Below are 11,310 nucleotides of genomic sequence, written 5' to 3'. Positions count from 1 at the left end.
GATCCTCCGTTCAAATCAAGTGCAATCCGCGTGCGTGCGCGGCCAATTCGTCGCGGAAATCGGGATGCGCGAGACGGATCAGCGCGTTCGCCCGCTCGGTCGACGACAAGCCCTTCAGGTTCGCCACGCCGTATTCGGTCACGACGAGGTGCGTGTCGGTGCGCGGCGTCGTGACGGGCCCCGTCAGCCGCGCGACGATCTTCGAGACCGCGCCGCCCGCGGCGGTCGAGTGAAACGCGAGGATCGATTTCCCGCCGCGCGACGCGTACGCGCCGCGCACGAAATCGAGCTGCCCGCCCGACGCGCTGTACTGATGGCCGTTGACGTGCTCGGAATTGCACGCGCCCGTCAAGTCCATCTCGATCGTCGAGTTCACGGAGATCATGTTGTCGTTGCGCGCGATGTTGCAGGGATCGTTCACGTAATCGACCGGATGGCTCTCGAGCGCCGGATTGTCGTGGATGAAATCGTACATCGCGCGGTCGCCCATCGCGAACGTAAACACCGACTTGCCCCGGTTGAGCGTCTTGCGGCTGTTGTCGACGACGCCGCGCCGTATCAGTTCGACGAGCCCCGGCGTCAGCAGCTCGGTGTGGATGCCGAGATGCCGGTGGCCGACGAGCGCGCCGCACACCGCGTTCGGCAGCGCGCCGATTCCCATTTGCAGGCACGCGCCCTCCGTCACGAGCTCCGCGATCTGCTCGCCGATCACGCGATCGAGCGCGCCGCCCGGCTTCGGAGTCAGTTCCGGCAGCGGATGGCTCGATTCGACGATCGCGTCCACTTCCGACACGTGCAGCAGCGAATCGCCGAACACGCGCGGCATGTTCGGGTTGACTTCGACGATCAGCCGGCGCGCGGCGCGCGCGACCGAGCTCGTGTAGTCGTTGTTCGTGCCGAACGTGAAATAGCCGTTGCGGTCCATCGGCGACACCATCACGAGCATCGCGTCGACGTCGACGTGATCGGCGAACAGCCGCGGCGACTGGCTGAACGAATTCGGCACGAAGAACACCACCTTGCGGCCGCCGTCCGCTTCGCCGAGCTTCACGAGCTCGCGCTCGGGCTGCCCCATGAACATGCAGTGCGGCAGAATCCGCCCCATCAGCGAATAGCGCAGCAGCGTCTCGCGCAGGAACGCTTCCGCATGAAAGTAGTACACGCGCAGTTCGTCGACGTCGCCCGCTTCCGCGCGGGCGGCGAGCGCGGCGAGCAGCGCCGGCGGCTGCGCCATCGCCATGCCGAGCGCGATCGACGAGCCGCTTCGCACCGCCGACACCGCGCGATCCGGCGACGTCAGCTTCCCCGTATAGATTTCCTTCACGTCACGATCCTTCTGCATCCCGAACCTCCTCGGCGTTCCGTTTCAGTCGTTCAGTAATTGGCGTCGGCTTCCGGCGAAAGGCCGCGCTTGTAGATCAGCATCGTGCGTTCGAACGACATCACGATGACACCGTGCTGATTGACGCCCGTCGTCTCGACAGTCACGATTCCCTGCGTCGGCCGGCTCTTCGATTCGCGGCGCGACAGCACCCTCGATTCGGCGTAGAGCGTATCGCCCGCGAACACCGGGGCTCTCGCCCTCACCTGGTCCCAGCCGAGATTCGCGACCACCTTCGCGCTGACGGTGCGCACGCTCATGCCGGTCAGCAGCGCGAGCGTGAACGTGCTGTCGACGAGCAGCTTCCGCCACTCGGTCTTCGCCGCGTATTCGGCGTCGAAGTGCACCTGCTGCGTGTTCATCGTCAGCAGCGTCATCCAGATGTTGTCGACGTCCGTGATCGTGCGGCCCGGGCGATGCTCGTAGACGTTGCCGGGCTCGAAGTCCTCGAAATACAGGCCGGATGTCTCGCGAAACCGCTTGTCGCCGATTTGCCGATAGGCGGGAATCGTCGTGCTCATGCTCGTCTCCTCGTCAAAGAAAAGGGTGGCGTCAGCGCGCGGCGGCCAGGACGTCCCGGGCCTCGCGCGCGATCGCTTCGTCGACCATGCGGCCGTCGACGGCGGCCGCGCCTTGCAACGCCACGCCGATCACGCGGCGCGCCCACGCGATCCGCTGCGGCGACGGCGTGAACGCCGCGTTGATCGGCGCGACGTGAAACGGATGAATCGCCGCCTTGCCGCGAAAGCCGTTGTGCACGGCGAACGCGAGATCGGCGTCGAGCGCGGCCGCGTCGCGCAGCGCGAAACAGGGCGCGTCGAGCGCGGCGACGCCGCAAGGCGCGCAGGCCGCGGCGATGCGCACGCGCGCGATCTGCAGCGCGAGCGCGTCGGGCTGCGCGGCGACGTCGGATGCGTAATCGGCCGCGCCGAACATCAGCGCTTCGATCGACGCCGACGCGCGCGCGATCGCGCCGGCCTGCTCGACGCCCGCCGCGGACTCGATCGTCGCGACGAAACGGGGCGCCCTGCCCGCGTCGCGCAAGAGTGCATCGAGACGAGCGATCCGCTCGGGCGACTCGACCTTCGGGACGACGATGAAATCGGGCAGGCGCGGCGCGTCGATCAGCATGCCGATATCCGCGTGGCCGGCGACGGAATCGGGCGCGTTGATGCGCACGGCCGACGCCGGCCGCGCTTCGGCCGGCTCGCCCGCCAGCCACGCACGCGCGTGGTCGCGCGCACGCTGCTTGTCGGCGGCCGAGACCGAATCCTCGAGATCGACGATCAGCACGTGCGCACCGCATTCGCGCGCTTTCGCAAAGCGATCCGGGCGCGTGGCCGGCGTAAACAGCCAGCTGCGCGGCCGACTGTACGGCCGGCTGAGCGATGCGGGCATGGCTGCGTCGTGTGGAACGGGCATGGTCAAGGCTCCTCGCTGAACGAAACAACGAGTTCATTGTCGCCACCCGGCCCGCGCGCGGCAATGCGGCATTATCGGGGGCAGCCTTCGGGAAACCGGAAGGCTAGCGGCGTCGCGCGAACGTCCTGCCGCTTTCGACGAGATGGCCGAGCAATTGCCGCGCATACGTCGGCAACGCGTCGACGTCCGCGACGCACACTTTCATTTCGCGCAGCGCCCAATCGTCGCGCAGCACGAGCGTCTTGATCGACATCGTCCGCTTGCAGCGCCGTGCGGCCGATTCGGGCACCACCGACACGCCGACGCCGTTTTCGACGAGACGGCAGATCGCGTCGAAGCTGCGCAGTTGAATGCGCGGCTTGAGCCGCCGATGCCGTTCGCGCGCATGCGCTTCGAGATAGGTTTGGATCGCCGCGCCCGCCGCGTAGCCGACGAAATCGTAATCGAGCAGCGTCTCGAACGACACGTCGCGCGCGGCCGCGAATTCCGGCTGCGACGCGGGCACGACCGCGCACAGGCGATCGGTCGCGAACGGAAAGCTCCGCAGCCCGTCGACGTGCTCGCCCGCCGCGACGATCCCGATGTCGGCCACGCCTTCGACGAGCGCCTCGACGATCTCGTGGCTGAGCATTTCCTCGAGCTCGATGCTCACGTTGCGATGCTGAGCGAGAAAGCGCGCAACGGGGCCGGGCAGGAATTCGGTGAGCGCGTTGGTGTTGGTCAGAAGGCGCACCGTGCCGCGCAAGCCGTTCGCGAATTCGCCGAGATCGTCGGTGAGGCGCTGCATCGATGCGAGCGTCGCGCGCGCATGGCGCAACAGCGTGTGCCCCGCTTCGGTGGGTTTCACGCCGAGCCGTTCGCGCACGAGGAGCGGCACGCCGGCCGTCTCCTCCATCTGCTTGATGCGCCCGCTCGCCGAGCCCAGCGCCAGATTGACCCGGCTCGCGCCGTGCGTGATGCTGCCGGCCTCGACGACGGCCACGAACAGACGCAGATCGGTGATGTCGAAACGCATGCGCCCTCCCGGATCGACGAGCCTACGGATGAGTCGAAGGCTGGCCTCGACTGTCGGGCATTGTGAACGACAGCCGGCGTTTTCACAATCGGCGTGACGGGTACGCGCGAAGCAGGTCGGCGTCCGACGTTGCCGTGTCGAAAATGCATCGCACATGCATCGCGAGCGCGGCGCAAACGCATCGCGAACGTCACGCGCGCCGCATCGCGCAACGCCGCAGATCCCGCGCGCACTACGCTCGTGCCTTTCGCAACCAGGAGCGCGTACGCCCGCGCGTCGAGGTCGGCCAAGCCGAGAACCGACCCGCCTTGCTCCGGCATCATCGATGTGCGGGTGCGCACATCGTCGATTCGCTTTCGGCCTTCGTGTCGTTCGTCACGCGGCGAGTCTCCATTTCGTTTTCGCCGGCGATGGCACAATGCTCGAACCAAGCTTTTTTTCGAATCGCGGCCATGGTCTCCGACACTGGAAAATACGCAACGCGGGATCAAGTCTGTTTTCGCGAGCGCTTGAGATTCGATACATCGCACCGGCCCCCACCTTCAACCTCGGGAGATCCAAATTGAGCGACAGCAGCGAAAGCGCGGCAAAGGGATTGGGCTTGTTCTCGACGCTGCAAGCCGCAACGGAGCTCAGATTCTTTTTTCTGTCGGTGGCGTTCACGCTGCTCACCGACAACGCACTCGTTTGGACTCACCAGCCGGGAATCATGGCGATCGCCGGCGATCCCGAATTGATGTCGAGAGCCAATCTTCCGATCAAGATCATTCTCATATTCGTGGGATTTTCATTCCTGTCGTCGATCGCCCTCCCGCTGTTGGCCGCATTCGTCGACGCCATTTATCTCGCGACGATCGGAAGCTGGCTGACGAGCCTCCACTCATACCTCGACGTCAAGACAGGCGCGCTGGAGCGCAGCGCCCGCCGGCGTCACGATTGCGTGAGCCCGATCGAACTCCGGGACGAGGCTCATCTGACCAAGGACAAATACTATCTCGACCTCTATAAGGATCATCAGGAGAAGCTCGGCGACGATCGAAAGAACACCATGCGGTTCGCCCTGTACGCTTTCTATTGCCTGACGATGCTCTGCTGGAACGCGTATCTCGGCTGGACGCCGGAGAACACCCTCTCGATCGTGTTCTCGACATTCCTCGGGGACAAGACCTACGTGTTCTACGCGATACTCATCTTCTTCGTGATGTTCGTGTCGCGCTTCCACGAGAAATGGGAGCCGAACTGGATCTACTGCCCGTCGCTCTATCGCAAGATCACGGACGCCGAGAATCATCGAAGGTAGCGAGCCGCGCGAGCGCGATCGAGACAAGCTTGAGCCGCATGATTCGAGCAACCGTGGCACCGGAATCGCGTCTCGGTGCGACACGTCAGTCGAGGAGCCGCGCCGTCCGCCGGATCGCTTCGACGCGCGCCTGCACCTGCGCTTCGAGCCCCGCGTTGAACGTGCGCAACGCGTCGTTCTGCGCACGCGTGAGCGCGTCGAGGCGCGCCGCTTCGCGATGCAGGCGTTGCTGCTCGATCGCCTGCTCGACGGTCATCAGCAGATCGTGATCGTCCCAAGGCTTCGTCAGATAACGGTAGACGCCGGCCTCGTTGATCGCGCGCACCGCCGAATCGATTTCCGAATAGCCGGTCAGCAGAATGCGCATCGCGTCCGGCCGGCACTCGCGCGAGCGCGCAAGAAACGCCGCGCCGCTCATCCGCGGCATCCGCATGTCGGAGACGATCAGATCGACCGCGTGCTCGGCCAGCGCGCGTAGAGTGCAGCGTCGCCGCTGTCGGCGGTGAGCACGCGGTAGCGCTTCGGCCGAAGCACGCGCTCGAGCGACGACAGCACGCTCGGCTCGTCGTCGACGAGCAGCACGACCGGCGCGCGCGGCGGGCGCGTCGCTCGCCGCGCGCGCCGGCCGTGCGTCGTCTTCCCCGGCGGACTCGTTGCGCTCTGTCGACATCGAAGGACTGCTTGCTTTCAAGCGTTCGCTCATGGTGCCCTCGTCCCCGATCTTTCTTTTTCCTTGGATAACGGCACGACGCGTCTTCTCATGCACTAGGGAAAACGCGCGAATGGCGGCACGCGAAATCGCGAAATCCCGGCGGCCCGGAATTTCGGATTTTTTCAGCGTCGGCTGAATTATTTAAACAGATATTTCACGCCGGAAATGGGAAATCGGGTTTTCCCATTTATGACCGGAACAGGCTTCGTTGCTTGTTGCTTTTCCCTTTTTATCCTTGTCGCCCGCCGATCGAGATCGACGCGCGCACCGCGCTCCCGTTCGCCGAACGCCGCCGCGCCGCCGCGCCTGCGAACGATCAACCGAACGCGCGATTCCATTCGCGATTCAGTCATGCGCCGAACAGTCGAATCCGATTCGGCCACTTTTAATACGCCGCGGGAAAAACATATGACGAGGCGGAGATGCACTTCTTTCGATTCGCGTGGCGTCGCGCACAATATTGGCTGTGCTTATTGGTCGCCGGCTTCTTGCTGCCGCAAGGCGCGCTCGCGGCCGTCACGGCCTCGTATTCGGACATCGTCGGCGCGGACAGCGGACTGTGCGTGTCCGCCGCCGGCAACTCGACCGCGTCGGGCGCGGGCATCGTGCAGACGTCGTGCGCGGGCCTCAATAACACGACGTGGTCGTTCGTCCCCGTCGGCAGCCGTTATCACATCGTGCTGCAAGGCAGCGGCCTGTGCCTGAACGTGCCCGGCGGCTCGCTCGCGAGCGGCACGCGACTGATCCAGTATGCATGTCAGAACAGCAGCATGACCAACGATCAATGGACGATCGTCGCGGTCGGCTCGAGCTACCGGATCGTGTCCGCGTCGAGCGGCATGTGCGTGAACGTCAGCGGCGCATCGCGCGCGGGCGGCGCGGCGCTGATCCAGTATCCGTGCCAAAGCGCGGGCGCGCTCAACGACCAGTTCAACGTGTACTTGCCCGTCGTCGCGTTCACCAACGTCGCGGCGGCGAGCAGCAATCTTTGCATGAGCGTCAGTGGCGGATCGACGGCCGCCGCCGCGCCGGTCGTGCAGGGCGCATGCTCGAATCAGGGCGGCACGAGCTGGTCGCTGCTGCCGGCCGGCAGCGGCTATCACGTCGTGTCGCAAAGCACCGGGCAATGCCTGAACGTGTCCGGCGCAAACACGACGAGCGGCACGCCGCTCATTCAGTACCCCTGTCAGGGCGACGCGCAGACCAACGATCAATGGACGGTCGTTCCCGTCGGATCGAAGTACCGGCTGATCTCGGTGTCGAGCGGCATGTGCGCGAACGTGAGCGGCGGCTCGCTGTCGTCGGGCGCGCCACTGATCCAGTATCCGTGCCAGGACGCGAACGCGCTCAACGATCAGTTCGCGCTCAGCCTGCCGCAGTCGTTCCCGGTCACGCTGCCGTCCGCGTGGAGCCCGGTGATTCCGCTGCCCGTCAATCCGATCGGCCTCGCGAACACGCCGAACGGCAAGCTCGTGATGTGGTCGGCGGATCAGCAGTTCAGCTTTCAGAACGACGTCGGCGGCAAGACGACGCAAACGCAAACCGCCGTGTTCGATCCGGCGACGAATCAGGCGACGCCATATCTCGAAACGTCGGCGGGCTCGGACATGTTCTGCCCCGGCACCGCGATGCTGCCGGACGGCCGGCTGCTCGTGAACGGCGGCGACAGCAGCCCGAAGACGACGCTCTACGACTGGTCGAGCAACACGTGGAGCGCGGCGGCGACGATGAACATCGCGCGCGGCTATCAGGGCGACACGCTGCTGTCGAACGGCTCGGTGCTCACGCTCGGCGGCTCGTGGAGCGGCGGCCAGGGCGGCAAGACCGCCGAGGTGTGGACGAACGGCGGCGCGTGGACGCTGCTGCCCGGCGTGCCGGAGACGAATATCGTCGGCCCGGACCCGCAGGGCATCTATCGCGGCGACAACCACCTGTGGCTGTTCGCACAAGGCAACGGCACCGTGTTCCATGCGGGGCCGAGCTCGCAGATGAACTGGATCTCGACGAACGGCGGCGGCGCGATTCAGTCGGCAGGCATGCGCGGCGTCGATCCGTTCAGCATCAACGGCACCGCGTCGCTGTACGACGTCGGCAAGATCCTGAAAGTGGGCGGCGCGAAATCGTATCAGCAGAACGGCAGCGTCACGACCTACGCGTCGAATTCGGTCTATCAGATCGACATCACGCGCGGGCCGAATCAGCCGGCGGCGGTGCAGCGCCTGAACGGCATGACTTACCAGCGCGCGTTCGCGAACAGCGTGATCTTGCCGAACGGCAACATCGTGATGATCGGCGGCCAGAGCGTGCCGATGCCGTTCACCGACACGACCGCGATCATGGTTCCCGAAATATGGGACCCCGCGACGCAGCGCTTCAATCTGCTCAAGCCGATGCAGACGCCGCGCACCTATCACAGCACGGCGATCCTGATGCCGGACGGCCGCGTGTTCGCGGGCGGCGGCGGCCAGTGCGGCGCCGGCTGCGCGATGAATCACCTGAACGCGGAGATCCTGACGCCGCCGTACCTGCTCAACGCCGACGGCACGCCGGCGCAGCGGCCGGCGATCGTGTCGGCGCCGACGTCGGCGGGCCTCGGCACGTCGATCAGCGTGTCGACGCAGGGGCCGGTGACGTCGTTCGTGCTGATGCGCCTGTCGTCCGTCACGCATTCGACGAACAACGACCAGCGGCGCATTCCGCTCGCGATGACGTCCTCCGGCGCAACGAGCTACCGGCTCGCGATTCCCGCCGATCCCGGCATCGTCCTGCCCGGCTACTACATGCTGTTCGCGCTGAACGCGCAGGGCGTGCCGAGCGTGTCGACGTCGATCCGGATCTCGTGACGATGCTCGGCGACCAGCGCGCGCGCCGCGCATCATCGACGGGACTCGCGCTGACGCTCGTGCTTGCGCTCGCGTGGCCCGGCCACGCGGCGCACGCGAACGATCTCGCGGCGCGCGGCCGTGCGTTGTTCGGAGGCGACGCGCGGCTGCAGGGGCGACTGCCGATGCATCCCGGCGATCTGCCCGCGCCGCTCGTGCGCTGCGCGAACTGTCACGCGGCGGGCGCGGGCGCCGCGGTGCCGAATTCGATTGCACCGCGCCTCACGCGCATGTGGCTCGGCGATTTGCAGAGCCGGCGCGGCGGCCCGCCGAGCCGCTACGATCGCGATGCGTTCTGCGCGCTGCTGCGCACCGGGCTCGATCCGGCCTACGTATTGATCAATGTCGAAATGCCGCGCTACCGCATCGGCGAGCGCGATTGCACCGCGCTCTGGACCTTTCTGAACGAGACGCCGCATGAGCGCCGATGAAATCCGGATGCAACGGCGCGCGCTGCTCGCCGCCGCGCTCGGCGCATCGCTCGCGCCGGCGCTGCCCGCGCTCGCGGCGACAGAACGCGCACGGCCGCCGGCCGGCCAAAGCGGCTATCACGGCGGCCTGATCGCGCCGCCCGTGCCGGCGCCCGACATGCCGCTGCGCACGGCGGACGGCCGCGCAACCCGCCTGCGCGCGCTGCTCGCCGGCCGCGTTACCGCGCTGCAGCTGTTCTACACGGGCTGCTCGTCGACGTGCCCGATCCAGGGCGCCGTGTTCCGGCGCGTGCAAACGCTGCTCGGCCCGCATCCGAAGCCGGACATCCAGTTGCTGTCGCTCAGCATCAGCCCGCTCGAAGACACGCCGCGGCGAATGCAAGCGTGGCTCGCCCGCTTCGGCGCGCGTCCCGGCTGGATCGCCGCCGCGCCCGGGCTGAAGGATGTCGACGCGCTGCAGGCGTTCTTCGGCGGCGGCCGCACGGGTCTCGACAATCACGCCACGCAGGTGCAGATGATCGATCGGCGCGGCGAGCTGGTTTGGCGAACTTACGAATTGCCGTCGCCGGAGACGATCGCGGCGCTGCTCGGCAACGCGTGACGGCGACGGCGCGCGGAATCATTCGGGTCGCGCCGAGCGCATGGCGAACCGCGGCGCGCACGCCGTCAACGCCGTCAACGCCAGTTCGCGTCGACCCACTGGCAAACGCTCTCCCACTCGGGCGTCGCCATGTACGCGAGCGTTTCGCTCTCCAGCCGAGCGGCCATGCGCCAGTCGTCGAGTTCCACGGCATCGCCCAACGCGAGATTGGCGCGCCGGTAGCATCCGCCGAGCAATTGCGCCGCCTGCTGCGTCGCGAGCATCGTCGTCGTATCGAACGTCAGCCCGAGCAGCGCCGCCGCCGGTACGCCGTTGCTCGCGAACGGCCAGAACCATGTCGTCACGCCCCATCCGAGCGGGTCGCCGACGGCGTCCGGACGAACGCCCTCACGACTGACGCCCGTGCCGAGCGACAGCACGCGCAAATTGCCGAGGTCACCGCCGAGGCCGCTCGCGAGCACCTCGGAGACGGCGGTCATCGACGGATTGTTCGCGAATACGCCGCCGTCCGCGAAATAGCCGAGCAGCGGCACTTCGTACGGCGGAAAATACGAAGGCGCGGCCGACGTGGCGAGCGCCGCGTCGACGAGACTCACGTGGCGATATGCATTGCCGCTCGCGTTCGAGAACGTGCAGGCGGTCCAGCCCTGCATCGCCGGGTCCCACAAGCGCGCCGAATTGACGACGATCAGGCGGCGCAACTCGCTCAGATCCCCGCCGCGCAGCAGTTCCTGCGCGATGCGTTTGAGCCCCGTGTTCACGTACTTGCATGCGAGAAGCCCCGGCCCGGCCAGCGCGTCGACAGCCGCGGCGTTCGTTGCGAGCGCCGCCCTCTGTTCGAGCCACGCGCCGTTCTCCTGGAATATCTCCGCGCCTCGCCTTCTGTAGACGTCGACGACTTGCGAGATCGGCACGCCGCGCGCAAGCGCGAGCGCGATCAGGCCGCCCGTCGACGTGCCGGCGAAGCCGTCCGTCCTCGCAAGCATCCCGCTGCGTCGATCGAGATCCTGAATGAGCAAGGCGGTGATCAATCCCCTGATGCCGCCACCGTCGCAACTGAGAATCTTGAAGGCCATCGCAGTTCTCCTCGGCTCGTGAAATGAATGCGCGGATGCCGTCGAACGGACGAACGCGCGCTTCGCCGCCGCGACGCGCTCGTCGGCGAGGCGACGCGACGTCCGCGGCGCGTTTTCGCGCCGGATGCGGTGCGCATCCGGCGACCGGCGCGCGTCGGCATCGCCGCGCCAATCCGGTCCGGCATTTCATCCGGCTCAATTAGCGGCTTCGCTTCGTCGGCAGCGAAGGCTCGACAGCCGGATTCGCCGGTGATTCGCCGGTGCGCGATCGGAAAACCCGGCCGGTCCAAACCGGCTGCCGTCGGCCGGTTTCAGCGCCGTTTGCCGATATTCGTCTTGCCTTTCCTCGTCTCGTTCGAATCGCGACGAATCACGGCCAATCGCGGCGATGCGTATTCTTAAATTAGGATGCGCAAGCCGCTTTGACCAGGCCGCAGCCCGACAGATTCGACGCGCCTCGTGCCTTGCGCGATGCGTTCGCGCGCCGCGC

The 11,310-nt window shown here is 66.6% G+C and carries 10 protein-coding genes and 1 pseudogene; 4 read left to right on the top strand and 7 right to left on the bottom strand.

The window, feature by feature from the left end; genetic code table 11:
* Nucleotides 1–10: 10 nt before the first annotated feature.
* From WS91_RS14515 to WS91_RS14500, 4 genes are all read right to left on the bottom strand, one after another.
* On the bottom strand, nt 11–1,342 hold the full coding sequence (locus WS91_RS14515) for an acetyl-CoA hydrolase/transferase family protein (protein WP_059576149.1): 1,332 nt from the start codon (nt 1,340–1,342) through the stop codon (nt 11–13).
* Between the two features lie 32 nt (nt 1,343–1,374).
* Complete coding sequence (gene ripB, locus WS91_RS14510) at nt 1,375–1,902, bottom strand: (R)-specific enoyl-CoA hydratase RipB/Ich (protein ID WP_038743674.1); 528 nt, start codon at nt 1,900–1,902, stop codon at nt 1,375–1,377.
* Between the two features lie 31 nt (nt 1,903–1,933).
* A complete protein-coding gene (locus WS91_RS14505) occupies nt 1,934–2,803 on the bottom strand; it encodes an aldolase/citrate lyase family protein (RefSeq protein WP_442854974.1) in 870 nt (289 codons plus the stop codon).
* Between the two features lie 103 nt (nt 2,804–2,906).
* A complete protein-coding gene (locus WS91_RS14500) occupies nt 2,907–3,818 on the bottom strand; it encodes a LysR family transcriptional regulator (protein ID WP_059670469.1) in 912 nt (303 codons plus the stop codon).
* Between the two features lie 562 nt (nt 3,819–4,380).
* Between WS91_RS14500 and WS91_RS14495 the strand changes: the two genes are divergently transcribed.
* Complete coding sequence (locus WS91_RS14495; protein WP_152611606.1) at nt 4,381–5,118, top strand: hypothetical protein; 738 nt, start codon at nt 4,381–4,383, stop codon at nt 5,116–5,118.
* A gap of 88 nt (nt 5,119–5,206) precedes the next feature.
* Here WS91_RS14495 and WS91_RS14490 read toward each other — a convergent pair.
* Nucleotides 5,207–5,821 (bottom strand): annotated as a pseudogene (locus tag WS91_RS14490) (response regulator); the annotation flags it as partial.
* A 146-nt stretch (nt 5,822–5,967) separates the two neighbouring features.
* A complete protein-coding gene (locus WS91_RS35865) occupies nt 5,968–6,168 on the bottom strand; it encodes a hypothetical protein (protein ID WP_156432367.1) in 201 nt (66 codons plus the stop codon).
* Nucleotides 6,169–6,252: 84 nt separating this feature from the next.
* Between WS91_RS35865 and WS91_RS14485 the strand changes: the two genes are divergently transcribed.
* From WS91_RS14485 to WS91_RS14475, 3 genes are read left to right on the top strand one after another with little or no spacing between them, the layout of a single operon-like run.
* Complete coding sequence (locus tag WS91_RS14485; protein WP_059670468.1) at nt 6,253–8,673, top strand: RICIN domain-containing protein; 2,421 nt, start codon at nt 6,253–6,255, stop codon at nt 8,671–8,673.
* Nucleotides 8,670–9,143, top strand: a complete 474-nt coding sequence (locus WS91_RS14480; RefSeq protein WP_059670467.1) for a hypothetical protein — start codon at nt 8,670–8,672, stop codon at nt 9,141–9,143. Before WS91_RS14485 ends, WS91_RS14480 begins: the two co-directional genes overlap by 4 nt.
* On the top strand, nt 9,130–9,744 hold the full coding sequence (locus tag WS91_RS14475; RefSeq protein ID WP_059670466.1) for an SCO family protein: 615 nt from the start codon (nt 9,130–9,132) through the stop codon (nt 9,742–9,744). Before WS91_RS14480 ends, WS91_RS14475 begins: the two co-directional genes overlap by 14 nt.
* Before the next feature lie 74 nt (nt 9,745–9,818).
* Here WS91_RS14475 and WS91_RS14470 read toward each other — a convergent pair whose 3' ends face one another.
* Nucleotides 9,819–10,820 carry a patatin-like phospholipase family protein gene (locus WS91_RS14470; RefSeq protein WP_059670465.1) on the bottom strand — a complete coding sequence of 334 codons (1,002 nt, stop codon included), beginning with the start codon at nt 10,818–10,820 and terminating at the stop codon, nt 9,819–9,821.
* Nucleotides 10,821–11,310 lie beyond the last annotated feature (490 nt).

The sequence above is a fragment of the Burkholderia sp. MSMB1498 genome (assembly GCF_001526245.1).
In the GTDB taxonomy this organism is placed as follows: Bacteria; Pseudomonadota; Gammaproteobacteria; order Burkholderiales; family Burkholderiaceae; genus Burkholderia; species Burkholderia savannae.
The sequence above is the reverse complement of the archived record's forward strand: the minus strand, read 5'-3'. Positions and strand labels throughout refer to the sequence as shown.

Excerpts from the sequence above, each read along its gene's own strand:
- WS91_RS14470 (WP_059670465.1), bottom strand. The coding sequence starts at position 10,820 with ATGGCCTTCAAGATTCTCAGTTGCGACGGTGGCGGCATCAGGGGATTG.
- WS91_RS14485 (WP_059670468.1), top strand. The coding sequence starts at position 6,253 with ATGCACTTCTTTCGATTCGCGTGGCGTCGCGCACAATATTGGCTGTGC.
- ripB (WP_038743674.1), bottom strand. The coding sequence starts at position 1,902 with ATGAGCACGACGATTCCCGCCTATCGGCAAATCGGCGACAAGCGGTTT.
- WS91_RS35865 (WP_156432367.1), bottom strand. The coding sequence starts at position 6,168 with ATGGAATCGCGCGTTCGGTTGATCGTTCGCAGGCGCGGCGGCGCGGCG.
- WS91_RS14515 (WP_059576149.1), bottom strand. The coding sequence starts at position 1,342 with ATGCAGAAGGATCGTGACGTGAAGGAAATCTATACGGGGAAGCTGACG.
- WS91_RS14505 (WP_442854974.1), bottom strand. The coding sequence starts at position 2,803 with ATGCCCGTTCCACACGACGCAGCCATGCCCGCATCGCTCAGCCGGCCG.
- WS91_RS14475 (WP_059670466.1), top strand. The coding sequence starts at position 9,130 with ATGAGCGCCGATGAAATCCGGATGCAACGGCGCGCGCTGCTCGCCGCC.
- WS91_RS14500 (WP_059670469.1), bottom strand. The coding sequence starts at position 3,818 with ATGCGTTTCGACATCACCGATCTGCGTCTGTTCGTGGCCGTCGTCGAG.